The 23,333-nt window shown below is 71.3% G+C and carries 25 protein-coding genes; 15 read left to right on the forward strand and 10 right to left on the reverse strand.

Annotated elements, in window-relative coordinates; translation table 11 throughout:
- Entirely contained in the window at positions 1-492 is a 492-nt protein-coding gene (locus OG223_RS17445; RefSeq protein WP_329249037.1) for a hypothetical protein, read from the reverse strand.
- Here OG223_RS17445 and OG223_RS17450 point away from each other — a divergent pair.
- Positions 477-1,049, forward strand: coding sequence for an SDR family oxidoreductase (locus OG223_RS17450; RefSeq protein WP_329249040.1), 573 nt, complete (start codon positions 477-479; stop codon positions 1,047-1,049). The two genes, OG223_RS17445 and OG223_RS17450, sit on opposite strands and share 16 nt — an antisense overlap.
- Here OG223_RS17450 and OG223_RS17455 read toward each other — a convergent pair.
- Positions 950-1,510, reverse strand: a complete 561-nt coding sequence (locus OG223_RS17455; RefSeq protein WP_329249042.1) for a TetR/AcrR family transcriptional regulator — start codon at positions 1,508-1,510, stop codon at positions 950-952. The two genes, OG223_RS17450 and OG223_RS17455, sit on opposite strands and share 100 nt — an antisense overlap.
- Before the next feature lie 95 nt (positions 1,511-1,605).
- On the opposite strand from OG223_RS17455, the gene OG223_RS17460 reads away from it, so the two are divergent.
- Entirely contained in the window at positions 1,606-2,349 is a 744-nt protein-coding gene (locus OG223_RS17460; protein ID WP_329249044.1) for an SDR family oxidoreductase, read from the forward strand.
- A 60-nt stretch (positions 2,350-2,409) separates the two neighbouring features.
- Here the strand turns inward: OG223_RS17460 and OG223_RS17465 are convergent, their stop codons facing one another.
- Positions 2,410-3,309, reverse strand: coding sequence for a LysR family transcriptional regulator (locus OG223_RS17465; protein ID WP_329249046.1), 900 nt, complete (start codon positions 3,307-3,309; stop codon positions 2,410-2,412).
- A gap of 117 nt (positions 3,310-3,426) precedes the next feature.
- Between OG223_RS17465 and OG223_RS17470 the strand changes: the two genes are divergently transcribed.
- Together OG223_RS17470 and OG223_RS17475 are read left to right on the forward strand one after the other, a co-directional pair.
- Positions 3,427-4,134 (forward strand): SDR family NAD(P)-dependent oxidoreductase, encoded by a 708-nt coding sequence (locus tag OG223_RS17470; RefSeq protein ID WP_329249049.1) that lies wholly within the window; start codon positions 3,427-3,429, stop codon positions 4,132-4,134.
- Positions 4,131-5,075, forward strand: a complete 945-nt coding sequence (locus OG223_RS17475; RefSeq protein ID WP_329249052.1) for an NAD(P)-dependent oxidoreductase — start codon at positions 4,131-4,133, stop codon at positions 5,073-5,075. The genes OG223_RS17470 and OG223_RS17475 overlap by 4 nt, the downstream gene beginning before the upstream one ends.
- A gap of 102 nt (positions 5,076-5,177) precedes the next feature.
- Here OG223_RS17475 and OG223_RS17480 read toward each other — a convergent pair whose 3' ends face one another.
- The 3 genes from OG223_RS17480 to OG223_RS17490 form a co-directional block, all read right to left on the reverse strand.
- Positions 5,178-6,158, reverse strand: a complete 981-nt coding sequence (locus OG223_RS17480; RefSeq protein ID WP_329249055.1) for an Acg family FMN-binding oxidoreductase — start codon at positions 6,156-6,158, stop codon at positions 5,178-5,180.
- 135 nt (positions 6,159-6,293) lie between these two features.
- Entirely contained in the window at positions 6,294-6,995 is a 702-nt protein-coding gene (locus tag OG223_RS17485) for a response regulator transcription factor (RefSeq protein WP_329249058.1), read from the reverse strand.
- 206 nt (positions 6,996-7,201) lie between these two features.
- Positions 7,202-7,666, reverse strand: a complete 465-nt coding sequence (locus tag OG223_RS17490; RefSeq protein ID WP_329249060.1) for a Crp/Fnr family transcriptional regulator — start codon at positions 7,664-7,666, stop codon at positions 7,202-7,204.
- 247 nt (positions 7,667-7,913) lie between these two features.
- Here OG223_RS17490 and OG223_RS17495 point away from each other — a divergent pair, with 247 nt between their 5' ends.
- The 10 genes from OG223_RS17495 to OG223_RS17540 all read left to right on the forward strand — a co-directional run bounded on the left by OG223_RS17495 (position 7,914) and on the right by OG223_RS17540 (position 20,139).
- Entirely contained in the window at positions 7,914-8,837 is a 924-nt protein-coding gene (locus tag OG223_RS17495; RefSeq protein WP_329249062.1) for a carbamate kinase, read from the forward strand.
- 150 nt (positions 8,838-8,987) lie between these two features.
- On the forward strand, positions 8,988-11,246 hold the full coding sequence (gene pflB / locus OG223_RS17500; protein WP_329249065.1) for a formate C-acetyltransferase: 2,259 nt from the start codon (positions 8,988-8,990) through the stop codon (positions 11,244-11,246).
- A complete protein-coding gene (gene pflA / locus OG223_RS17505) occupies positions 11,243-11,989 on the forward strand; it encodes a pyruvate formate-lyase-activating protein (protein WP_329249068.1) in 747 nt (248 codons plus the stop codon). Before pflB ends, pflA begins: the two co-directional genes overlap by 4 nt.
- 195 nt (positions 11,990-12,184) lie before the next feature.
- Positions 12,185-12,811 (forward strand): DoxX family membrane protein, encoded by a 627-nt coding sequence (locus OG223_RS17510; RefSeq protein WP_329249071.1) that lies wholly within the window; start codon positions 12,185-12,187, stop codon positions 12,809-12,811.
- Between the two features lie 152 nt (positions 12,812-12,963).
- Complete coding sequence (locus OG223_RS17515) at positions 12,964-13,857, forward strand: universal stress protein (RefSeq protein ID WP_329249074.1); 894 nt, start codon at positions 12,964-12,966, stop codon at positions 13,855-13,857.
- A gap of 46 nt (positions 13,858-13,903) precedes the next feature.
- Positions 13,904-14,926, forward strand: coding sequence for an alcohol dehydrogenase AdhP (gene adhP / locus OG223_RS17520; RefSeq protein ID WP_329249077.1), 1,023 nt, complete (start codon positions 13,904-13,906; stop codon positions 14,924-14,926).
- A 5-nt stretch (positions 14,927-14,931) separates the two neighbouring features.
- Positions 14,932-15,810 carry a universal stress protein gene (locus OG223_RS17525; protein ID WP_329249079.1) on the forward strand — a complete coding sequence of 293 codons (879 nt, stop codon included), beginning with the start codon at positions 14,932-14,934 and terminating at the stop codon, positions 15,808-15,810.
- 63 nt (positions 15,811-15,873) lie between these two features.
- The gene (locus OG223_RS17530) at positions 15,874-18,255 is read left to right on the forward strand and encodes a phosphoketolase family protein (protein WP_329249082.1); all 2,382 of its coding nucleotides are present in this window, start codon (positions 15,874-15,876) and stop codon (positions 18,253-18,255) included.
- 43 nt (positions 18,256-18,298) lie between these two features.
- Positions 18,299-19,312, forward strand: a complete 1,014-nt coding sequence (gene gap, locus OG223_RS17535; protein ID WP_329249085.1) for a type I glyceraldehyde-3-phosphate dehydrogenase — start codon at positions 18,299-18,301, stop codon at positions 19,310-19,312.
- Positions 19,313-19,437: 125 nt separating this feature from the next.
- Positions 19,438-20,139 carry a hypothetical protein gene (locus OG223_RS17540; RefSeq protein WP_329249088.1) on the forward strand — a complete coding sequence of 234 codons (702 nt, stop codon included), beginning with the start codon at positions 19,438-19,440 and terminating at the stop codon, positions 20,137-20,139.
- Positions 20,140-20,194: 55 nt separating this feature from the next.
- Here OG223_RS17540 and OG223_RS17545 read toward each other — a convergent pair whose 3' ends face one another.
- The 3 genes from OG223_RS17545 to OG223_RS17555 all read right to left on the reverse strand — a co-directional run bounded on the left by OG223_RS17545 (position 20,195) and on the right by OG223_RS17555 (position 21,686).
- Positions 20,195-20,320 (reverse strand): hypothetical protein, encoded by a 126-nt coding sequence (locus tag OG223_RS17545; RefSeq protein ID WP_329249091.1) that lies wholly within the window; start codon positions 20,318-20,320, stop codon positions 20,195-20,197.
- Between the two features lie 10 nt (positions 20,321-20,330).
- Entirely contained in the window at positions 20,331-20,987 is a 657-nt protein-coding gene (locus OG223_RS17550; protein WP_329249094.1) for a universal stress protein, read from the reverse strand.
- 117 nt (positions 20,988-21,104) lie between these two features.
- A complete protein-coding gene (locus OG223_RS17555; protein ID WP_329249097.1) occupies positions 21,105-21,686 on the reverse strand; it encodes an Rv1733c family protein in 582 nt (193 codons plus the stop codon).
- A gap of 326 nt (positions 21,687-22,012) precedes the next feature.
- Between OG223_RS17555 and OG223_RS17560 the strand changes: the two genes are divergently transcribed.
- Positions 22,013-22,759 carry a universal stress protein gene (locus OG223_RS17560; RefSeq protein WP_329249100.1) on the forward strand — a complete coding sequence of 249 codons (747 nt, stop codon included), beginning with the start codon at positions 22,013-22,015 and terminating at the stop codon, positions 22,757-22,759.
- Here the strand turns inward: OG223_RS17560 and OG223_RS17565 are convergent.
- The gene (locus OG223_RS17565) at positions 22,724-23,209 is read right to left on the reverse strand and encodes a pyridoxamine 5'-phosphate oxidase family protein (protein WP_329249103.1); all 486 of its coding nucleotides are present in this window, start codon (positions 23,207-23,209) and stop codon (positions 22,724-22,726) included. The two genes, OG223_RS17560 and OG223_RS17565, sit on opposite strands and share 36 nt — an antisense overlap.
- Between the last annotated feature and the right edge of the window lie 124 nt (positions 23,210-23,333).

A 23,333-nucleotide genomic window follows, 5' to 3' on the forward strand; every position in this document is an offset into this window, starting at 1 on the left:
TCAAGGCCCGAAGGAGGCCGACGCCGTGGGCCCGATGCCGCGCAACTCCTGTACGGTGCCGCCGAGTCGGGCCCGGAAACCCTCCAGCAGCTCCGGCCGCGCACTGACGACCCAGCGGGTGCCGACGAGGTACTTGCCGCCGTAGACGGCCGCGGTGTCGAGCCAGGTCACCTTGTACCGCTCCTCGGGGAACGTGGTGATCCGGTAGTCGCCCTGCTTCGTGCTGCACAGCCCCTCGCGCAGTTCCTCCGCCTCGATCCGGATCTCGGCGGTGCACCCGGTCAGCCCGGCGATCACCTCGACCTTCGCCGGAGCGACGACACCGGCCTCGGGAGCGGCGGTCACGGCCGCCGCCCGCTTGCGCTCCGCCGCGCCCTCACCCTCACCTCCACCGCAGGCCACGGCCAACGGGAGCAGGGCGAGCGCGGCGCCTCGGCGCAGACGGGCGGTGTGTCCTCGGGTGGGCTGTGGTGCCGGTGCCTGGGGGGTCATGTCAGGGGGTACGGAGGTGTCGCGGCAACCGTTCACCGTGTTCCCACCACCATGAGGAACGGCTGACACGCGACCGCGCGTTCGGGATCCTGTCCGGGCACTGGGACGTGATCGTGCACACCGCCGCCTCCACCCGCTGGACGATGAGCAGGACGGAGGCGGAGGCGGTCACCGTGGACCCGTTGCGCGCGGTGCTCTCGCCGGCCGACCGGGACACCCACGTCGTCCACGTCTCGACGGCGTACGTGGGCGGGGTGCGGGCCCAAGAGGACCTGCGGGGGCCGGAGTTCGAGGGAGACGGCCGCACCTACCGGGGGCCGGCCGCCATCGGGTACCGGCTGGAGCGGACCGGCTCCCGGTACACCCACACCCACCACACTCGTCGGAGCCGAGACCGGTACACCGTCGTCCAGCACCTCGAAGGCGATTTCCCCGACGCTACCGGCCGGTCACGGACTCACCGGTCCGCGTCCTGTCGCCGAAGGCCGTCGAGGATGACGTTCATCAGCGGCCGTGCCATCGACTCCCATTCGTCCCGGTCCACTCGACCGAGGTAGGCGATGAGCAGGAGGACCCCGCGGGCGTCCACATCCATGCGGAGGGAACCGGCCGCTTTCCCGGCGTCCAGGAGGTGGCCGAGGGCGCCTTCGATGGGGTTCTGGCTGTGGGCGACAAGGTCGTGCCACGCCGCCGGCTCGAGCGCCGCCAGGACGCCGTACTTGATCTCGGCGTAGTCGATCACCCGGTCGAGCCAGTGCCGCAGGGCTTCCACGGGCTCGTGTTCCGCCAGCAGGGCGGGAGCGGCCGTCACGAGTTCTTCGACGTCGCGCCGGTAGACCTCGGCGAGGAGGGCCTCGCGGTTGGGGAAGTTCCGGTAGAGGGTTCCCTGTCCTACTCCGGCGCGCTTGGCGATCTCGTTGAGGTGGACGTGGCTGGACTCGGCGAGGGCCGCGCGGGCGGCCTCGACGATGCGGATCCGGTTCTGGGCCGCGTCCTGACGGCGTGCCGGCGCACTCATGGGCCTCTCCTCATGTTCCGCCCCCGACAAGTGGACACGTGTCCGGTAGGCTGGGTCACACAGCGGACACGTGTCCACTTTACTTGGAGGCAGCAGTGCTCTCTCTTCACGGCAAGATCGTCGCCATCACCGGAGCGAGCGGTGGCATCGGTGAGGCCACGGCCCGTCTGCTCGCCCGGCGCGGCGCCGCGGTCGTCCTCGCGGCCCGCCGCGGCGAGCGCGTCGACGCCATAGCGCGGGACATCCGGGAGGAGGGGGGCCAGGCCGCCACCTGCGTCGTCGACGTCACCAAGGCCGAGGACCTACGGCGCCTGGTGTCCGCCACGGTCGAGCAGTACGGCCGGATCGACGTGCTGGTGAACAACGCCGGCATCGCCCCCATCAGCCCGCTGGCCGCCCTCGACACCGAGGGCTGGTCGGCCATGATCGACGTGAACCTCCGCGGCATGCTCAACTGCGTCGCCGCCGCGCTGCCCGTCTTCCACGAGCAGGGGTCGGGCCACCTGGTCAGCATCGTCTCCGTGGCCGGCCTGTCCGGCGCGACCCCCTCGATGGCCGTCTACGCCGCGACCAAGAACGCGGTGCGCTCGGTCCACGAGGGCCTGCGCAGGGAGTCCACCGACGGGGTGGTGCGCACGACGGCCATTTCGCCGGGATACGTCCGCACCGATCTCGCCGGCTCCATGACGGACCCGCACATCCGCGACGCGACACGCAAGAACATGGACGCGATGGGCATCCCTCCGGCGGCGATCGCCCGCGCGGTGGCCTTCGCCGTCGAGCAGCCCGGCGATGTCGAGATCGGCGAGATCAACGTCCGCCCCACCGTCCAGGCATGACACTCGCTGCCGCCGGCGACTTGGAACGGTCCCCGGCCGCTCGGAGGGCGGGGCTGCTGTTCAGAACGTCCCGTCGTCGCGCGTGTAGTTGGGGCTGAGCCGCAGCAAGGCGGCGACAGCGGGACTCGGTTCGCGGCCCGCGCGGACCGCGAACGACAGGGCGAGCGAGGGCACGGGCCCGGACACCGGCTTGACGACCACCCCGGCCGTGCCCACCGGCTCGTAACGGGGTACGACGGCGGCGCCACCGATGGCCCGCACATACGACGCGGCCGAGGCGATGTCCGTGATCTCGACGGACACGCGGCGCGTGATGCCGAGTTCGCCGAAGGCCCGGTCCATGGCGGCGCGCGACCCGAAGCCGCTCGCCCCCGACACGAAGTTCTCGTGGGCGAGGTCCTTCAGCGCGACGCGTTCCCGCCGCGCCAGCGGATGCTCGGACGGCAGGATCACCACGTACGGGATCGTCGCGAACTGCCGCAGGTCGAGGTCGCGCGCGTCGGTGGCGGCCAGGGCCACGACGCCGACATCGAGGCGGCCGCGCCGCACGTCCTCGGCGATGCCGCCCGAGCCGTATCCGGAGACCTGGATCTGTATGTCCACCAGGGGGTGGCGTTGACGGAAGGCCCCCACCAGGCGGGGCAGGTCGAGAGCCGTGATGCGGGTCATCGTGCCGATGCGCAAGCTGCCCCGCAGGGTTCTCGACGCCTGGCCGACCACTTCCCTCGCCCGTTCCGCGGCTACGACGACCGACTTGGCCTCGGGCAGAAACGCCTCGCCCGCCGGGGACAAGGCCACCGCCCTGGTGGACCGGTCGAAGAGCGACACCTGCAGCTCCTCCTCCAGAACGCGGACGGCTGCCGACACGGTCGACTGGGCGGCGAAGAGGCGTGCCGCGGCGCGGGTGAAGCTGAGCTCTTCGGCCACGGTGATGAAATAGCGTAACTGCCGTAATTCCACCGGGTAATTATCGATTTCTTCGATAACACCTGTCAATGTTTTTCGTTGGACTCGATATGCCTTTCTGCGCCAGGCTGCCATCGACAGCAACTCCCGCTGTCTGACGAAAGGAAGGTCATGAGCAAGCAGGTTTTGATCGTTGGAGGTACCTCCGGCATCGGCCGCGAGCTGGCGGCGACTTATGCCCGCCAGGGCGCCTCCGTGATCATCGCCGGCCGCGACAGCGCACGCGCCGAGAAGATAGCCGCGGAAATCAATACCGAGGTGAATTCCACTCATTACGTGCGGGGCATCCAAGCCGATCTCTCCAGGCCCGAGATTCTCAAGGACGCGCTGAGCGGCATCGAGCACATCGACTCGATCGTTCTCACCGGGATGCGGCGCGACAACAACACGATCGCCGCCTACGACATCGCCGGGGCGACGGAGTTGGCGATCGCCAAGATCGTCGGCTACACCACGGTCGTCCACACCCTGCGGTCGCGCATCTCCCCCACCGGCTCCGTGCTGCTGTTCGGCGGCCTGGCCAAGGACGTGCCCTACCCCGGTTCCACCACGGTCACCACCGTGAACGCCGGCGTGACAGGCCTGGTGGCGACGCTGGCCAAGGAACTCGCGCCGGTCCGCGTCAACGCCATCCACCCCGGCATGGTCGGCGACAGCCCGTACTGGGCCGGCAACCAGCCGGCCGTAGAAGCGGCACGCGCCCGGATCCTGACCGGTGCCGTCCCCACGATGCGGGACATCGTCGAGGGCTCCGTGTTCCTGCTGGAGAACCCGGCCGCGAACGGCGTGAACCTCGACCTCAACGGCGGCCACGCGTGATCGACGCCCTGCCCACGCTGGCCGTGGTCGGCATCGGCCGCATCAGCCGCCCCATGGTGGTGCGCCTGCGCCGGGCAGGGCACCGCGTGACCGTGACCAACCGGACCCGGGCGCGCGCCCTCGACGTCGCGGCGGAGACGGGCGCCGACGTGGCCGGCACCCCGCGCGAGGCGGCCTCGTCCGCCGACATCGTCATCGTCTGTCTGACCGACGACACGGCGGTGGGCGAGGTCTACCACGGGCCCGACGGCGTCCTCGCCGGACTCCGCGAGGGAGCAACTGTCCTGGAGACCAGCACAGTTGCTCCGCAGACGACACGGGACCTCGCACCCCGGGTCCTCGAACGCGGCGCCACTCTCCTCGACACCCCGCTGTCCGGTTCCGTCGAACTCGCCACCCGCGGCGAACTCACCTTCCTGGTCGGCGGCCCCGAAGAAGCACTCGACCGTGTGCGTCCGGTCATGGACGTCCTGGCCACCCGCGTCCTGCACTTCGGGGCATCGGGCAACGGCAGCATCATGAAGCTGGCGATCAACTCACTGCTGCTGTCGATGGCGACAGCACTGGCCGAAGCACTGGTCCTCGCCGAGCGCGCCGGCATCGACCGGGCCGCCGCCTACGACGCCTTCACCCAGAGCGCGGCCGCGGCCCCCTTCGTGCTGTACAACCGTGACAACTTCGTACGGCCACGCGAAGCGGCCATCCACATGACGCTGTCACTGGTCGCCAAGGACCTGACACTGATCGACGCGCTGGCATCGTCCGTGGGAGCACCGATGGCCCAACTGGACGCGAACCGCAAGCTCGTCGACCAGGCGATGGCGGCAGGGCTGGAAGACCGCGACGGCGTCTCCGTACTGGCCGAACTGCTACGGCACAACGCCAGGGCCGAAGCGGGACAGCCATCGGGACAGGAGATCCGACCGCCCGGCTCTCCATGAGGTGCATGACGTGTATGACGTGGACGATGTATATGACGTGCACGACGTGCTGGACACCCTCACCAGGACCCAGGCTCCGGTGTTCGGCCCTCTACACCCGCGTCAGCCGCCGGAGGCCGACAGCGGGGCTGCGTCACAGCGCGGTGAAGCGGGTCCCTCGGGGCCGTATCCGAGGCGGATCACCATCTGCGCGTGCGCGGAGCGGGCGGGTGTCGGTGCCACGAGCTGTTCGCGCAGGTCGGACCATTCCAGTGCCTGGTGCAGGAGCGATGCCCGCACCCCCCGCGCGGTGGCCACGAGCAGGACCCTTTCGAGCGCCTGCCCCGCGCGCATCCAGTCGGCCCGGCGATCGTGCGCGGTGGACAGCACCGCGAGGGAGGGCCGCCTCTCGAAGGGGCGCGCGGTGAGCCCGTTCTGGTGGCGGTGGGCGCCGAAGTCGCGCATCGGGACGCGTTCCGTGGAGTCCTGGAGGCCGAGCACCTCCGACGGCATGCCCAGTCCGGTGTCGCACATCTCCCCCACCCAGCGGCGGCTGTCCTTGGCACGGTCCACGTCGGTGATGTTGCGGTGCTCCGCCTCCCTGGTCAGCAGCAGCACGCCGTCGGCCCGGCGGGGCGAGAGGCAGTGCAGCCGGGCCCCTTCGACATGGGCCGCTTCGGCCAGTTCGGTGAGCAGGGCGGTGGGCAACTGCCGTTCGGAGAAGGGGAAGCGGCTGCTGTGCCGGCGCCATACGGCCTCGTACAGGGAAGTGTGCGAGGGCATCCTGGCGGTGGCGCCGAGACGTACGGTGGCGAGCAGGTCCGGCTCGTCCGGGCGCGGTAGCAGCCGGGTCACCGGTTCCCAGCCGAAGTGCTCGACCGCGACGCGGAGGTTGAGTACGGCGCAGCCGACGGACAGGTGCAGGGCGCGGCCCTTCGGGTCGATGTGGGGCAGGCCGCGGTGCTTGGCCGCGCGGATCTCGACCGTGAGGGTCTCCGGGTCCAGGCGGAAGCGCCAGGGCTGGGTGTTGTGGATCGAGGGAGCGGCTACGGCCGCGGAGACGAGCCTTTCCAGCGTTGTCCCGTCGAGGGCTGCGGTACGCATCGGGGCCTCCTGCCCGCCCTGCGCCGATGGTGGGCGGTCGGGCTTTCCGGTGGACCGGTCCAGCGTGGCGCCGGGCGCCGCGGGAGGGGCAGGGGCCGTCCGGCCCGGGTGGGGTCCGGTCGGCCCGGCCCGTGCTCACTTCGCGGTACGGTCACCCGGCTGCGACTGCTCCAACTGCGAGGCCAGGACCGCGGCCTGGACCCGGCGCTGGACACCGAGCTTGGCCAGCAGCCGGGAGATGTGGTTCTTGACGGTCTTCTCCGAGAGGTAGAGCCTCTTGCCGATCTCACGGTTCGTCAGCCCGTCCCCGATGAGGGCGAGGATGTCCCGCTCACGCGGGGACAGGCTCGCCAGCTCGGGCGACAGGGCCGGGGTCTCGACGGGCTCGGCGCGCAGCGAGCGCATCAGACGGGCCGTGGTCGCGGGGTCCAGCATCGACTGGCCCGAGGCGACCGTCCGTACCGCCTCGACCAGGTCGGAGCCCCTGATCTGCTTGAGGACGTAGCCCGAGGCCCCGGCCATGATGGCGTCGAGCAGGGCGTCCTCCTCGTCGAACGAGGTCAGCATCAGACAGGCCAGCTCCGGCAACTGGCTGCGCAGCTCGCGGCAGACCGAGATGCCGTCACCGTCCGGGAGCCGTACGTCGAGCACGGCGACGTCCGGGCGCACCGCCGGGCAGCGGGCGAGGGCGTGCTCGACGGTGCCCGCGTCGCCGACCACCGAGATGTCCGGTTCGGTGTCCAGGAGGTCGGTGATGCCGCGTCGTACGACCTCGTGGTCGTCCAGCAGGAAGACACGGATCGGGTTCTGCTCCGTGAAGGTGCGCGGCTCGGCCATGACGACCCCTGTTCCCCGGTGACGGACGGGCAGCGGGCTGCCCGTGAGGACGATCATCACGCGCCGGGCGTCATTGCACTAGGGCCGACCGGCCCCAGTCGCCCTCGAAACCCGTCCGCGCCGGTGTGCGGCATGGCGTCGCCGACGCTGTGCGGGGGCCGTACACAGCGGCTCCCGCTCGTTGTCGCTTCGGCCCGCGGGCCCGGTCAGACGGTGGTGCCGGCGCCGTACGGGGCGTACAGGTCCAGCAGCCGGGTCCGGGCGGAGCGGAGACGGTGGGCGAGCACGTCACCGACCCACTGGGCGATGGCATTGCCCAGGGCCGGGTCCTCCCGGCACATCAGGCGGACGGCCGTGGCGTCGAACTCGTACGCCCGCACCGGGGTCGTCGCCTCGGCACCCAGATGCCAGGCGTGCGGGGCGAACAGCCAGGACCAGCCGACGAGTTCGTCGTGCCGGAGGGTCTCGATGACGGCCGGGCGACGGCCCGGGACACGCATGTCGAGCTCGATCGTGCCCGTGCGGATGATCCAGAACCGGTCGGCCCGGCCGCCCTCCTCGAACAGGCGCGTCCCCTGCGGGAAGGAGACCTCGCGGGCGGTGCGCAGAAGCCGCTGCCGGTGTTCGGCGGGCAGCGCGCGCAGCATGCTGGGGGTGGGGGTGGTGATCACGGCGTGCCTCCCGACGGCGTTTCGGAACTGCCATGGCCAGCGTGCGTCCGGCGCCCCGCGGCGGACCATGGGCCACCCGGTCCGTCGACCGGGCCGGTCGGCTCCGGCCGGGAGACTTCCGGCACCCTGTGCCCGCGCCGGTCCGACGGTTCGATGAGGGTGTGCCGCACTGGTCGTACGGCCGCGGCAACGTCGGCCGCCCGCCACGCGACTGCGCAGGACACCGCACACTCCGGAGGACCGAGCCATGCGCATCGTCGTCGCCCTCGGCGGCAACGCCCTGCTGCACCGCGGCGAACGCCCCGACGCCGCCGTCCAGCAGGCGAACATCGACCGGGTCGCCACCGCGCTCGCGGCGCTGGCCCACGAGCACGAGCTGGTCATCACCCACGGCAACGGCCCCCAGATCGGTCTGCTCGCCATGGAGAGCGCGGCCGACCCCGCTCTCAGCGCCCCGTACCCGCTGCACCTGCTCGGCGCCCAGACCCAGGGCATGATCGGCTCCCTGCTGGCCCGCACCCTGCACGACGCGCTGCCCGGCCACCGTATCGCCGCCCTCGTCACCCACACCCTCGTCCGGGCCGACGACCCGGCCTTCGAGCACCCCACGAAGTTCGTCGGCCAGGTCTACGGCGAGGACATCGCCCAGGCCCTCGCCCGGCACCGGGGCTGGCCCATGGCGCGGGACGGCAAGGGCCGGCGGCGCGTCGTGCCCTCACCGGTCCCGGAGCGGATCGTGGAGACCGACACCATCCACGAACTGCTCGGCGCCGGTGTCCTGGTGATCTGCGCCGGCGGCGGAGGCGTCCCCGTCACCGCCGACCACGACACGGGCGCGCTGACCGGAGTGGAGGCCGTCGTCGACAAGGACCTCACCGCGGCCCTGCTCGCCGAACACCTCAAGGCGGACTTCCTGCTCGTCCTCACGGACGTGCCGTGCGTCTACGAGGGCTACGGGAGCCCGGACCAACAGCCCCTCCTCGACGCCACCCCCGCACAACTGCGCGGCGGCGACTTCCCGGACGGCTCCATGGGACCGAAGACCGAGGCCGCCGCCCGGTTCGTCGAACGCACCGGCGCTCTGGCCGCGATAGGGGCCCTGGACGCGGCGTACGAGATCGTCCACGGCAGGTCGGGGACGCTGGTCCGCCCGGATCTCACCGTCGTGTGAGGGCGGTCGTGGGGCCGCACGGCCGCTGGGGCAGGGCCGCATGGCCCTGCCCCCGGACTCCGGTCGGCACTCCCCTCCGGCACGGCCGCTGACCAGGATCAGAAGCGGAAGGCGCACTCGCGCGGGAACGAGCACGAGAGGGAACCGGCGATGACCATCACCACGGCAGCAGAGAACCGGACGGCCGACGCCTGGCGGGAGTTCGCGGGAACCGGCTGGCGCGAGGGCGTCGACGTGCGCGCCTTCATCCAGGCCAACTACACCCCGTACGAAGGTGATGCGACCTTCCTGACCGGTCCCACCGACCGCACGCGCGCCGTCTGGGAGAAGGTCAGCGCCCTGTTCCCGGAGGAGCGGCGCCTGGGCGTCCTCGACGTGGACGCCGCCACCCCCTCCACGATCACCTCGCACGCGCCCGGATACATCGACCGCGAACGGGAGTTGATCGTCGGCCTCCAGACCGACGCCCCGCTGAAGCGCGCGATCATGCCCAACGGCGGCCTGCGCATGGTCGAGAACAGCCTGAAGGCCTACGGCTACGAGCCCGACCCGTTCGTCACGCGCGTCTTCGGCACCTACCGCAAGACCCACAACGACGGTGTCTTCGACGCCTACACCCCCGACATGCGCGCCGCCCGCAAGGCGGGCATCATCACCGGACTGCCCGACGCCTACGGCCGCGGCCGGATCATCGGCGACTACCGGCGCGTCGCGCTGTACGGCACGGACCGGCTGATCGAGGCCAAGAAGGCCGAGCGGGCCCTGCTCGACGCCTGCGCGTCGTCCGCCGAGGTCATCCGCGACCGGGAGGAACTCGCCGAGCAGACACGCGCGTTGGGCGAACTGACACGCATGGCGGCGACCTACGGCTGTGACGTCTCCCGGCCCGCCGCGACCGCGCACGAGGCGGTGCAGTGGCTCTACCTCGGCTACCTCGCCGCCGTGAAGGAGCAGAACGGCGCCGCGATGTCGCTCGGCCGCACCTCCACCTTCCTGGACGTCTATCTCCAACGCGACCTGGACGAAGGCGTGTTGGACGAGTCCCGCGCCCAGGAACTGATCGACGACTTCGTGATCAAGCTGCGGATCGTACGGTTCCTGCGCACCCCCGAGTACGACGCCCTGTTCTCCGGCGACCCGACCTGGGTGACGGAGTCCATCGGCGGCATGAGCGACGACGGCCGCACCCTCGTCACCCGCACCTCCTTCCGCTTCCTGCAGACCCTCTACAACCTCGGCCCCGCCCCCGAACCCAACCTGACCGTCCTGTGGTCGCCCCAACTTCCCTTCGCCTTCAAGGAGTTCTGCGCCCAGGTCTCCATCGACACCAGCGCCCTCCAGTACGAGTCCGACGACCTGCTGCGCCCGGGCACCGGCGACGACACCGCGATCGCCTGCTGCGTGTCGGCGATGCAGGTCGGCCGCCAGATGCAGTTCTTCGGCGCCCGCGTCAACCTCGCCAAAGCCCTCCTCTACGCGGTCAACGGCGGCCGCGACGAGATGACCGGCGACCAGATCGCAACCCCGACACCTCCGCTGACCGGCGACTACCTCGACTACGAGGAACTCTCCAAGGCCTACGACCACGTCCTGGACTGGCTGGCCCGGACGTACGTCAACGCGCTCAACGTCATCCACTACATGCACGACAAGTACGCCTACGAACGCATCGAGATGGCCCTGCACGACTACCCCGTGCACCGCTTCATGGCCTGCGGCATCGCCGGCCTGTCGGTCGCCGCCGACAGCCTGTCCGCCGTCAAGTACGCCCGGGTGAAGGTGTTCCGCGACGCCACCGGCCTCGCCGTCGACTTCCGCACCGAGGGCGACTTCCCCGCGTACGGCAACAACGACGACCGCGCCGACAGCATCGCCGTAGAACTCGTCGAGTCCTTCATGGCGAAGGTGCGCCAGTACCCCACCCACCGGGGCGCCGAACACACCCAGTCCGTCCTCACCATCACCTCGAACGTCGTCTACGGCAAGCACACCGGCAACACCCCCGACGGCCGCCTCACCGGACAGCCCTTCGCCCCCGGCGCCAACCCGATGAACGGCCGCGACCGGCACGGAGTCGCCGCCTCCGCCCTCTCGGTGGCCAAGCTGCCGTACGAACAGGCCCGTGACGGGATCTCGTTGACGACGACGATCACGCCCGAGGGACTGGGGCACGCGCCCGACGAGCGCGCCGGGCACCTGGTGGGCATCCTCGACGCCTACACATCGGCCGGCGGCTTCCACATGAACGTCAACGTGTTGGACCGGTCCACGCTGGAAGACGCCATGCAACACCCGGACAAATACCCGGACTTGACCATCCGCGTCTCCGGCTACGCCGTCAACTTCGTCCGCCTGACCCGCGAACAGCAACTCGACGTGATCAGCCGCACCTTCCACGGATCACTGTGAAAACCGTACGGACCGCGACGACCGGCCGGATCCACTCCTGGGACCTGTCCACCGGCGTCGACGGCCCCGGAACCCGGTTCGTCCTCTTCGTCTCCGGCTGCCCGCTGCGCTGCCTGTACTGCGCCAACCCCGACACCTGGCACATGCGCGACGGACAGGAGATGAACGTCGACGAGGTGATGGCGGAGATCGACAAGTACCGCGCCTTCATCACCACGGCCGGCGGCGGAGTGACCGTCACGGGCGGCGAGCCGCTGCTGCAGTCCGCCTTCACCGGCGAGATCCTGCGCCGCTGCAAGGAGGCCGGACTGCACACCGCCCTCGACACCTCCGGCTTCCTCGGCGCCCGCGCCACCGACGAACTCCTCGCCGACACCGACCTGGTGCTCCTGGACATCAAGTCCTTCGACATCGCGGCCTACCGCCATCTCACCGGCGGCGAACTCGCCCCCACCCTGAACTTCGCCACCCGCCTCGACCGACTCGGCATCCCGATGTGGGTCAGGTACGTCCTGGTCCCCGGCTGGACCGACGATCCGGAGGCCGTCGACGCGCTGGCCGACTTCGTCGCGGGACTCGGTACGGTCGACCGCGTGGACGTCCTGCCGTTCCACAAGCTGGGCGCGGCCAAGTACGAAGCCCTCGGCATTCCGTTCCAGTTGCGCGACAACCCCGTTCCCGGGGCCGACCTGACAGAGCGCGTCCGTGACCAGTTCCGGGCGCACGGTCTGTCGGCCTACTGAGCGACAGCCTCGGCGGCCGGCCCTTCGGCATCCGCGAAGCGCCGGCCGTGCACCCCAACAGTCCCTGCGGACAGGGCCGTTCAGCCCTGCGGTCGCGGACCTTCGGCATCCGGCGCCCGCCGTCCCACGGGACGAGAGTGAGAGACGTCAGACACCGAACAGACAGTCCCGCTCCTCCCCGAAGGGATCACCACCATGGCCGTGCACGAGCACCCGCACCGCACCTCCGGCTTCCACCTGCCCGCGTTCCGCAGGAACGGCTCGGCGTCGGACGGCGCCGTGACGGCAGCCGCTACGACGGCCACTTCGGCGCGTGCCTACGCCTTCGCGTCCCTGCGCCTCCTCACCGGGTTCGTCTTCCTGTGGGCCTTCCTCGACAAGACCTTCGGCCTCGGCTACGCGACTCCGTCGGGCAAGGGCTGGATCGATGGCGGCTCGCCGACCAAGGGTTTCCTGAGCTCTGTGGCGGCCGGTCCGATGGAGTCCACGTTCCATGACTGGGCCGGTGCGGGCTGGGCGAACTGGCTGTTCATGCTCGGTCTGCTCGGTATCGGTGTCGCGCTCGTCGCCGGCGTCGCGCTGCGCTTCGCGGCCGTCGGGGGCACGCTGATGATGGCGTTCATGTGGCTGGCCGAGTGGCCGCCGGCCAGGCACCTCTCGGACGGCTCGCCGAGCATGTCGTCGAACCCGTTCGTGGACTACCACCTGATCTACGCCGTCGTCCTGATCGCCCTGGCCGCCGTCGCCGCCGGCGACACCCTCGGCCTCGGCAAGGTCTGGGCCAGGCTCCCGCTCATCCGTGACAGCCGCTGGCTGCGGTGACCGCGGGAGGTGCGGCGGGCCCGTCGGTGGGCCCGCCGTGCCGGACACCGGACAGGGCCGTTCGGTCCCGGGCAGGGACCTGCGGCCCCTGCCCGGCGCCCCGTCCGAGCACGAAGCTCGAATCAGGACCCCCGATCCAGGAGGTAGACATCATGACCCGCACCGTCACCGTTGGCTTCGACGGCTCCGCCGAGAGCCGCGCGGCGGCCGAGTGGGCCGCCCGTGAGGCACGACTGCTCGGCCTGCCGCTGAAGATCGTCCACGTCTGGGAGCCCGTGCCGGTACCCATGGCTCAGGCCCCGCTGCTGGGAGCGGAGACGCAGCAGCACTGGAGCGAGCGGATTCCGCGCGAGGCGGGCGAGGGCCTGCGCCTGCGCCACCCCGGCCTGGACGTGACCGAGGAGCAGGTGACCGGCTCGCCCGCGGACGCGCTGGTGGATGCGGCGAAGGACGCCGAGCTGCTGGTCCTGGGCTCGCGTGGGCTGAGCGGCGTCGGCGGGTTCCTGGTCGGTTCGGTCGGGCTTGCCGTGGTCGCGCACGCCGAGCTGCCCGTGGTCCTGGTCCGGGCCGGCGAGCAGACCGTCGCCGCGGACGGGACGAGCCCCGCGTCCGCCACTGCGTCCCGGCCGGTGGTGCTGGGCGTCGATGCCGGCGCTCCGGCCGACGCGGTGATCGAGTTCGCGTTCGCCGAGGCCGCCCGGCGCGGCACCGCGCTGCGGGTCGTCTACGGCTGGGGCCTGCCGCCGTATTACGCCTACGGTCTCGCGTTCGACTCGGGTCTGAACGACGGGCTGTTCCGCGAGGAGGCGGCGGCTCTCACCGAGGCTTTGCGCCCCTGGCGCCGGAAGCACCCCGCGGTCGAGGTCGTGCTGGAGCCCCGTGTGGGCAGTGCCGCCGACCATCTGGTGGATGCCTCCCGTGAGGCGTGTCTGGTGGTGATCGGCCGCCGGATCCGCCGTGGCGGGCTCGGCGCGCACATCGGCCCGGTCGCGCACGGCGTCCTGCACCACTCCACCGCCCCCGTGGCGGTCGTCGCCCACGACTGACCCACGACCGACTGATCCACCCCCGTCCCCCTGAGGAGCAGCAGTCATGAAGGCAGCAGTTGTCCGGGCCTTCGGTGAACCCCTGGTCATCGAGGAGCGTCCCGATCCCGAGCCCGGCCCCGGGCAGGTCCGTGTCCGCGTCGAGGCGTCGGGGCTGTGCCACACCGACATCCACGCCGCGCACGGCGACTGGCCCGTCAAGCCGAAGCCGCCGTTCGTGCCCGGTCACGAGGGCGTCGGCCTGGTCGAGGAGCTCGGCGACGGCGTCACCCACCTGACCGTCGGGCAGCGGGTGGCGGTGCCGTGGCTGGGCTGGGCCTGCGGGCGGTGCGAGCACTGCCTGTCCGGCTGGGAGACGCTGTGCGAGCAGCAGGTCAACACCGGCTACGGCTGCGACGGCGGGTACGCGGAGCAGATGCTGGCCTGGGCGGACTTCGCCCAGCCGGTGCCCGACGGCGTGTCCGCCATCGACGCCGCCCCGCTGACCTGCGCGGGCGTCACCACGTACAAGGCCCTCAAGGTCGCCGGTGTGCGGCCCTCGCAGCTCGTCGCGATCTCCGGGGTGGGCGGGCTCGGCCACCTGGCGGTGCAGTACGCGAAGATCGCGGGGGCAACGGTCGCGGCGATCGACGTCACCGACGAGAAGCTCGAACTGGCCGCCGAACTCGGCGCGGACCTCGTGATCGACGCCCGCAAGGACGACGTGGGCGAGGTCCTCAAGCGGCACGGCGGTGCGCACGCGGCCATCGCGCTCGCGGTGAACGAGGGCGCGTTCGCCGCGGTCAACTCGGGTCTGCGGCGCGGCGGGAAGCTCGTCATGGTCGCCCTGCCCGCGCACGGCAGCATCCAGGTCCCGATCTTCGACACCGTGCTGAACGGCACCTCGGTGATCGGCTCGATCGTCGGCACCCGCCAGGACCTCACCGAGGTCTTCCAACTGCACGCCGCCGGACGGACCGAGGTCATCTCCGAGACCCGGCCGCTGGACACCGTCAACGAGTCCATCGACGAGGTGCTGCGCGGCGAGGTCAAGGCCCGGATCGTCTTCGACCTCACGTCGGGGCGGTGAGGGTGATGACGAAGGCCCTGCCGATCGTCGTCGGCGTCGACGGCTCCGAGCCGAGTCTGCGGGCCGTGGACTGGGCGGCCGACGAGGCCGCGTTGCGCGGACTGCCGCTGCGGCTGGTGTACGCGTCGCTGTGGGAACGCTACGAGGGCACCTCGCTCGCCGACGACGTCGGCAAACCCGACGAGCAGGTGCTGGCCGAGGACGTCGTCGACAGTGCCGCACGCCGGGCACGTCGCCGCCGTCCGGACCTCGACGTGAGCGTCGACGTGCTGCCCGAGGAACCCGAGTACGCCCTGGTGCGCGAGAGCCGGCTGGCGACCGCCCTCGTCCTCGGCACCCGGGGGCGCGGCGGCCTGACGGAGATGCTCCTGGGCTCCGTCAGCCTGACCGTGGCCGCGCACGCGGACTGCCCGGTGATCGTGCTGCGCGGCAGCCACGACGACCGGGCCGCCGCCGGCACCCGCGGCCGCGTCGTGGTGGGCGTCGGAGAGGACGGAAAGGACTCCCCGGCCGTGCGTTTCGCGGCCGACGAGGCCCGGCGTCGCGGGGTGCCCCTGGAGGCCGTACGGGCCTGGCGCTGCCCCGCGTACGAGACCACCGACCATCCGCTGATGTCCGGAGAACCGGCCCGGCTGCACGAGGAACGGGCCGTGGAGGCACTGGACACCGCGGTCGCGGACGTTCCGGCCGACGTGGAACTGCACCGGCACACCGTCGAGGGCCACGCCCGCCGGGTGCTCCTCGACGCCGCGGCCGACGCCGGCCTCCTGGTCGTCGGGGCCAAGCGCCGCGACGTCACCTTCGGGCTCCAGCTCGGCCGCGTCGCCCACGCGGTGCTGCACCACGCCACCTGCCCGGTCGCCGTCGTGCCACACCGTGTGTGAAGGCCGCGGCCGTGTCCTGCTTCGCCGCTCGATGACGTCACCTCGAGGACTTACGGAGTCACCATGACCAAGGTCGAAGACCAGCAGAGCACCGCGCTCTCCGACGACGAACTGCGCACCCTGGACGCGCACTGGCGGGCTGCCAACTACCTTGCCGCGGGCCAGATCTACCTGATGGCGAACGCCCTGCTCACCGAGCCGCTGAAGCCGGAGCACATCAAGCCGCGGCTGCTCGGGCACTGGGGCACCTCGCCCGGCCTGAACCTCGTCTACACCCACCTCAACCGGGTGATCAAGGCGCGCGGCCTGGACGCGCTGTGCGTGTGGGGCCCCGGCCACGGCGGCCCGTCCGTGCTCGCCAACTCCTGGCTGGAGGGCAGCTACAGCGACACCTACCCGGACGTCTCCCGCGACGGGGCGGGCATGGAGCGGCTGTTCAAGCAGTTCTCCTTCCCCGGCGGCGTGCCCAGCCACGTGGCACCGGAGACACCCGGTTCCATCCACGAGGGCGGCGAGCTCGGCTACTCCCTCGCCCACGCCTACGGCGCCGCCTTCGACAACCCCAACCTCCTGGTCGCCTGCGTGATCGGCGACGGGGAGGCGGAGACCGGACCGCTCGCGGCCGCGTGGCACTCCAACAAGTTCCTCGACCCGGTCCACGACGGCGCGGTCCTGCCGATCCTGCACCTCAACGGCTACAAGATCGCCAACCCGACCGTCCTCTCCCGCCTGCCCGAGTCCGAGCTCGACGAGCTGCTGCGCGGCTACGGCCACGACCCGATCCACGTCACCGGCGACGACCCGCTCCAGGTGCACCGGGCGATGGCCGCCGCGTTCGACGACGCGCTGGACCGCATCGCCGTCATGCAGCAGTCCGCCCGCGAGGACGGCGTCGCCGAGCGCGTGCACTGGCCCATGATCGTGCTGCGCACCCCGAAGGGCTGGACCGGTCCCGCCGAGGTCGACGGCGTCCCCGTCGAGGGCACCTGGCGCGCCCACCAGGTCCCGCTCTCCGAAGTACGCGAAAACCCCGAGCACCTGCGGCAGTTGGAGACCTGGCTGCGCTCCTACCACCCCGAGCAGCTCTTCGACGCCGACGGCCGGCCCGTCACGGACGTCCTCGCCTGCCTGCCCGAAGGCGCCAAGCGCCTGGGCTCCAGCCCGTACGCCAACGGCGGCCTGCTGGTCCGCGACCTGCCGGTCCCGTCCCTGGACCGTTTCGCCGTCCCCGTCGACAAGCCCGGAACCACCCTGCACGAACCGACCCGCGTCCTGGGCGACCTGCTGGAACAGGTCATGCACGACACGTCGGCGAGCCGCAACTTCCGGGTCGTGGGCCCCGACGAGACCGCCTCCAACCGGCTGCAGGCCGTCTTCAACGCCAGCGGCAAGGCCTGGCAGGCCGGGTTCCTCCCGGTCGACGAACACCTGGACCGGCACGGCCGCGTGATGGAGATCCTCTCCGAACACACCTGCCAGGGCTGGCTCGAGGGCTACCTGCTGACCGGCCGGCACGGACTGTTCTCCTGCTACGAGGCGTTCGTCCACATCGTCGACTCCATGGTCAACCAGCACATCAAGTGGCTGAAGACATCACGGGAGCTGGCGTGGCGGGCACCGATCGCCTCCCTCAACTACCTGCTGACCTCGCACGTGTGGCGCCAGGACCACAACGGCTTCTCCCACCAGGACCCCGGTTTCGTCGACCACGTCCTCAACAAGAGCCCCGAGGTCGTGCGGGTCTATCTCCCGCCGGACGCCAACACCCTTCTCTCCGTGGCCGACCACGTCCTGCGCAGCCGCGACTACGTCAACGTGGTCGTCGCCGGGAAACAGCCCTGCTTCGACTGGCTGTCCATGGACCAGGCCCGCGCCCACTGCGCGCGCGGCGCCGGGATCTGGGAATGGGCCGGCACCGGGAACGACGGCGAACCCGACGTCGTCCTCGCCGCGGCCGGTGACGTTCCGACCCTGGAGGTGCTGGCCGCCGCCCAGTTGCTGCGCCGCCACCTGCCCGACCTCGCCGTCCGGGTCGTCAACGTCGTCGACATGACGCGGCTCATGCCGCGCGACGAACACCCGCACGGGATGAGCGACTTCGAGTACGACGGCCTGTTCACCACCGACAAGCCGGTCATCTTCGCCTACCACGGCTACCCGTGGCTCATCCACCGCCTCGCCTACCGCCGCACCGGCCACGCCAACCTGCACGTGCGCGGCTACAAGGAATCCGGCACCACGACCACACCCTTCGACATGGTCGTCCGCAACGACCTCGACCGCTACCGCCTCGTCATGGACGTCATCGACCGCGTGCCCCACCTCGCCGTCCGCGCCGCCGCCGTCCGCCAGACCATGGCCGACGCCCGCACCCGCCACCACGCCTGGATCCGCGAACACGGCACCGACCTGCCCGAAGTCGCCGACTGGACCTGGAACGCCTGACCTCACCCCGCAACATCCCTGCCCTGCAAAGGAGTTCACCGCCATGACCGTTCGTGTCGGCATCAACGGCTTCGGCCGGATCGGCCGCACCTATCTGCGCGCGGCACTGGACCGCGCCGAGGCGGGCACCCAGGACGTCGAGGTGGTCGCGATCAACGACATCACCCCGGCCGCCACCCTCGCCCATCTCCTGGAGTACGACTCCACGTTCGGCCGCATCGGACGCGAGGTCAGCCACGACGACAGCTCGATCACCGTCGACGGCAAGCGCATCGCCGTCAGCGCCGAACGCGACCCGGCCGCCCTGCACTGGTCCGACTACGGCGCGAGCGTCGTCGTCGAGTCCACCGGCCGCTTCCGCGACCGCGACTCCGCCGCCCTGCACCTCAAGGCCGGCGCCCACACCGTGCTGCTGTCCGCCCCGGGCAAGAACGCGGACGCCACCATCGTCATGGGCGTCAACGACACGACCTACGACCGCCACCACGACCGCATCGTCTCGGCCGCCTCCTGCACCACCAACTGCGTCGCCCCCATGGTCAAAGTCCTCCACGAGACCTTCGGCATCGAGCGCGGCATGATGACCACCATCCACGGCTACACCAACGACCAGTCCCTCCTCGACGCCCCGCACAAGGACCTGCGCCGGGCCCGGTCGGCGGCCCTGAGCATCATCCCCACCAGCACCGGCGCCGCCCGCGCCGTGGGCCTGGTGCTGCCGGAGCTGGCCGGTGCCCTGGACGGCATCGCGGTGCGCGTGCCCGTCGAGGACGGCTCGCTCACCGACCTCGCGGTCGTGCTGCGGCGCGAGGTGACGTCCGAGGAGGTCAACGCGGTCTTCGACGAGGCCGCCGCAGGCCCGCTCAACGGCATCCTCCGGGTGTCGAAGGCCCCGATCGTCTCCCGCGACGTCATCGGCGACCCCTCATCCTGCATCTTCGACCCCGCCCTGACCCAGGCACACGGCACCCTCGTCAAGGTCTTCGGCTGGTACGACAACGAATGGGGCTACACCAACCGCCTCCTCGACCTGACGGCACTGGTCACCGACGACTGACACATCCCGAGGACCCCCCGCGGGCATGGACCGCATACGACTGCTCGTCAGGGAACCGCGGACCTGGACCGACTCGTGTCCTGATGCGGGTGGAAGCGCAACCGGGCGAGGTTCGCGGGGGGATCATGCAGATCATCGAGGTGACCGGGTATGCCGTCAGATCCGCCGTGATCACCATGCGGCGGAAAGGGAAGCCACTTGAATTCGTGATCTTCCCGATGGTGCATGTGGCGTCCCCGACGTTCTACTCCCAGGTCCGCCTCAGGCTCAGGGAGTGCGACCTCATCGTCCTTGAGGGAATCCGGGGGAAGTCGGCGGGAGTGAGTGCCCTCACGCTCGCCTACCGGTTCGCCCCGCGCCGGCGGCGCAACGGCCTGGAGGAGCAGCGCGACGACGTGCTGCTCCCGGAGGGCGTGCCGGTCGTCAACCCGGATGTGACCGCGGCGGAGGCGATCGAGGATCTCAAGACGCTGCCGCGGTGGATGTACCTGCTGCTCATGGTCGCGGCCCCGATGATGGGCCTGGTGTTCGCGCTGCGCGGTCCGCGCGCCTTCCTCGACGAGGACCAGGAGCTCGAGGATCTGCCGTCGACGCTGCGGGCGGAGATGCTGGCCGACAGTCCCGTGGAGCACGCGCTGTCCGATCGGCGCGACCAGCGGTCGCTCGACGCCCTCGGCGAGATCCACGCGGAGCACGGCGACGAGCGGTTCCGGGTCGCCGTCGTCTACGGAGCCGGCCACGTCCCGGCGATCGTGTCGGGACTGTGGGACCGCTACGGATACCGGCCACGCGAGGCGGAGTGGCTCACGGTCGTCGTCCCGGCGTAGCGGCGTCGCGGCCGGCGGGGGGGCGAGATCCCGGTCCGGCCAGTGTGCCGGTCGCCTACGGCACGGCCAACGGCTCCACCGCGAGGATCGCCGAGGCCGAGGCCGTCGCCGAGGTCCTGCGCAAGGAGGGGCTCATCCCCGACCTGTCGCCGGTGAGTCGACCGGCAGTCAGCAGCCACATGGCGGCGGGGCTACGAGGGCACCACGGCGACGGGGCACCGTGCATCACGCGAGAGCGCCCGCGCGACCGTGCCCGGCTCGCTCTCCGATCGCCGGCCCACGACGACCAGCCCGGCACCCGTCGACCGCTCGACCAGGGCATGGGCCGGAGTGAACAGCCGTACATCCTCCAGTACTTGTACCTCGGGGTACTTCTCCCGCCACGGCCGCAGCACGTCGGCCAGTTGCCGCACCTCTTGGTCCTCCCATGCGCCGCGGTCCTCCTCCGGTACGCCGAAGGGCGGTTCGGCGGCGCGGGAGGGGAACTGCCACGCGTGCACGACGCGCAGTCGTACACCTCGCAGCCGGGCGGCGTCGAAGGCGAAGTCGACGGCGCCCGGGGCGGGTCGGCGGGCGTTCAGACCGAGGACGACCTCGGGTACGGCATGCGCGGCGCGCCGAGCCGTGCATCGTTCGGGGACCAGCACGAGGGGGTGGGCCGAGAACGCGGGTACGTCCAGCCCCGGCACGGCCGCCACGACGAGCCTCGTCGTGTCCGGGACGTCGGGCGGTGAGCCATGGACGTCCCGCAGCGACAGCCCGCGCAGTGCGGCCTCCCGAGCGGCCCAGCGGATGACGGCCCGGCCGTTCACCGAGCCGTCGGCGTAGGAAACGATGACGCGTTCCATGACGGTGTGCCTCTCTACGCGAGGACTGGTGCCTTCATACAGGTGAGCCGAAGTCGCCCGACCCACTGGGTAGTTGAGAGCGTGCGGGGGAACGGCCGCTGCCGCCCGCCTCGGCCGTCAGGCGGTTCTGTGACCCCAGGTGGGCCCCACTGTCTCCCACTCCCGGCCCCACTTCTCGATGCGCCGCTGTTCGAGCCGCCACCGTGCTACAGCACCCACGCCTTGGACGGCGCCGGTGAGGGCGAGCCCGGCGAGTGCGCCCAGGAAGCCCGCCTCGACGGCGGCGTCCCCCGGGCTCGGCGGTGCGGTGGTCAGCGCGCCACGGCTGTCCTGCCAGACCACGACAGCGGTTCCTGCCGTGCGGCCGGTGCCGACCAGGGTGCGACCGGTGCGGAGGGAACCATCTGGAGCGGTCCAACGGACCGGCGCCTGGACCTTGTCGCCCGCGGACCAACCGGCTCCCGCCGGCTTCGGCACGTCGCCGAGGAGCACGGCACGGACGGTACGCCGCTCGGCGCGCTGCCGTGCGAAGGTCACGTCGGCGGCGTGCGCCGTGACCAGGCCGGCGAGCACACCTCCGACGGCGATCGCAGTCCACACCGCCAGCACGACCCAGGCCTCGACGATGTCGTCCCGACGCCGCAGCGGGTTGCTCCGCCAACGCCAGCACCACTTCCTCGTCGGCTCGCACCCGGTCATGGCCCCTCATCTCCTTCCGTCGCGTTCCGTCGCGTCATCACATCGAAGGTGGCAGCCCCGGGACCACGCTCACAGAGGTCGAAGGGGGCCCTGTCGATGGGCCGCTCGGGACCGGATCCCGGTGTCGGGCAGGGCCGTTCGGCCCTGGGGACGGCAGGTACGGCTCTGTCCGGCAGCCCTCGTCCTCGCCGAACGGCTCTGTCTCAAGGGGCCGTTCGGCGTTCCGACGGGTCCCCTCGGCTCCTGCCCCTCGCGCCGGCGGGCGACGAGCATCGTCGCTGGGAACACACCCCCGGCTCGCGCCGCGCACAGAAGGAAGCAGGCCCATGACTCTCCACCACGTGGTCGTCGGAGTGGACGGCTCACTGGTCTCCGTACGGGCGTTGGACCAGGCCGCGGAGGAAGCCGCGCGGCGCGGCGCCACGCTGCGTGTGGTGTACGCCGTGCCCGATCGCGACGAGGCCGGTCCGATTCTGGCGTCCGCCGCCTCACGAGTGCGCGAACGGCATCCCGACATACCCGTGGTGACCAGGGCCGTGGAGGACGGCGCCGTGCGGGCGCTGGCCCGCGAGAGCGCGGACGCGGTGCTCACCGTCGTGGGCACGCGGGGGCTCGGCGAGCTGGCCGGGCGGGTGTGCGGCGCGGTGAGCTCGCGGCTCGCCGCGCAGGTGCGGGGCCCGTTGATGGTCGTACGCGGGGAACGCCTGCACGACGACCCCCGTGACGTGCTGCTCGGTCCGGGGACCGACACCGATACGGAGGCAGCCCGCTACGCCCTTGAGGAGGCGGAGTTGCGCGGTGTGCGCCTGCGTGTCCCGGGCGGCCGGGCCGAGGAGGCCCTGGCGCGCTTCGCCGTGGCCGGGGCACGGGAGCAGCACCTCGGGGCCGAGGCCGAGAGCCGGACGGCGCGCACGGCTCCGGCGCACGCCTTGGTGGACGCCACCCGGGACGCCTCGGTGGTGGTCATCGGATCGCGTCGGCCGGGCGGGCGGCACAGCGGCCACCTGAGTCCGGTCGTACACACCCTCCTGCACCACTCACACTGCCCCGTGGTCCTCGTCCCCATGGGCTGACCGGCCGTCGGCGGTGAGCAGGGTGCCGGTGACCAGGTCGGGGCGGATACGGATCGTGTGAGCCATGTTCGTCTCCACCCACGGCCGCACCAGCGCCTCGCAGCGGGCCAGTTCACCGGGGTCGGTCACACGCTGGGCGTAGCCCGTCACCACCACACTCCACCCGAGGTGCGAGTCCGGGTCGATGAGGTCGGCCTCATAGGCGACGACGACACCGGGGCCGTCCGCCGGCTGGGTGCGTGAGATCAGCGCGGAACCCTCGTGGGTGCGGATGACGATGTCGCCGTGGTCGAGGACGTGGTTGACCGGGCGTACGGTCGGCAGCGCGTGCCGGGTGAAGACGATCCTCCCCAACGACACGCTGCCCAGCAGCCGCAGTGCCTCGGCGCTGTCCAGCTCGACTCGGCGGCGAGGCCACGGAGGGATCGGTCGGTTGTCGTCATTGGCCATGATGGATTCCGTACCGTTCTCGGTACTCGTTTCCTCGCATCGGCGGATACGCGGGCGGAGCGACACCGCGGGGGATCGGTGCCGCTCCTGCCTCTACTGTCTCCCCGGCCGCGGCCCGAACACA

It is taken from the genome of Streptomyces sp. NBC_01478, from assembly GCF_036227225.1.
In the GTDB taxonomy this organism is placed as follows: domain Bacteria; phylum Actinomycetota; class Actinomycetes; order Streptomycetales; family Streptomycetaceae; genus Streptomyces.

Bases quoted from the DNA above. Each gene is read 5' to 3' on its own strand.
- OG223_RS17515 (WP_329249074.1), top strand. From the start codon at position 12,964: ATGACCCGCACCGTCACCGTTGGCTTCGACGGCTCCGCCGAGAGCCGC.
- OG223_RS17495 (WP_329249062.1), top strand. From the start codon at position 7,914: ATGCGCATCGTCGTCGCCCTCGGCGGCAACGCCCTGCTGCACCGCGGC.
- OG223_RS17530 (WP_329249082.1), top strand. From the start codon at position 15,874: ATGACCAAGGTCGAAGACCAGCAGAGCACCGCGCTCTCCGACGACGAA.
- OG223_RS17480 (WP_329249055.1), bottom strand. From the start codon at position 6,158: ATGCGTACCGCAGCCCTCGACGGGACAACGCTGGAAAGGCTCGTCTCC.
- OG223_RS17550 (WP_329249094.1), bottom strand. From the start codon at position 20,987: ATGGAACGCGTCATCGTTTCCTACGCCGACGGCTCGGTGAACGGCCGG.
- OG223_RS17555 (WP_329249097.1), bottom strand. From the start codon at position 21,686: ATGACCGGGTGCGAGCCGACGAGGAAGTGGTGCTGGCGTTGGCGGAGC.
- OG223_RS17560 (WP_329249100.1), top strand. From the start codon at position 22,013: ATGACTCTCCACCACGTGGTCGTCGGAGTGGACGGCTCACTGGTCTCC.
- OG223_RS17510 (WP_329249071.1), top strand. From the start codon at position 12,185: ATGGCCGTGCACGAGCACCCGCACCGCACCTCCGGCTTCCACCTGCCC.
- OG223_RS17455 (WP_329249042.1), bottom strand. From the start codon at position 1,510: ATGAGTGCGCCGGCACGCCGTCAGGACGCGGCCCAGAACCGGATCCGC.
- OG223_RS17565 (WP_329249103.1), bottom strand. From the start codon at position 23,209: ATGGCCAATGACGACAACCGACCGATCCCTCCGTGGCCTCGCCGCCGA.
- gap (WP_329249085.1), top strand. From the start codon at position 18,299: ATGACCGTTCGTGTCGGCATCAACGGCTTCGGCCGGATCGGCCGCACC.
- OG223_RS17525 (WP_329249079.1), top strand. From the start codon at position 14,932: ATGACGAAGGCCCTGCCGATCGTCGTCGGCGTCGACGGCTCCGAGCCG.
- OG223_RS17485 (WP_329249058.1), bottom strand. From the start codon at position 6,995: ATGGCCGAGCCGCGCACCTTCACGGAGCAGAACCCGATCCGTGTCTTC.
- OG223_RS17540 (WP_329249088.1), top strand. From the start codon at position 19,438: ATGCAGATCATCGAGGTGACCGGGTATGCCGTCAGATCCGCCGTGATC.
- OG223_RS17470 (WP_329249049.1), top strand. From the start codon at position 3,427: ATGAGCAAGCAGGTTTTGATCGTTGGAGGTACCTCCGGCATCGGCCGC.
- OG223_RS17545 (WP_329249091.1), bottom strand. From the start codon at position 20,320: ATGTGGCTGCTGACTGCCGGTCGACTCACCGGCGACAGGTCGGGGATG.
- pflB (WP_329249065.1), top strand. From the start codon at position 8,988: ATGACCATCACCACGGCAGCAGAGAACCGGACGGCCGACGCCTGGCGG.
- adhP (WP_329249077.1), top strand. From the start codon at position 13,904: ATGAAGGCAGCAGTTGTCCGGGCCTTCGGTGAACCCCTGGTCATCGAG.
- OG223_RS17445 (WP_329249037.1), bottom strand. From the start codon at position 492: ATGACCCCCCAGGCACCGGCACCACAGCCCACCCGAGGACACACCGCC.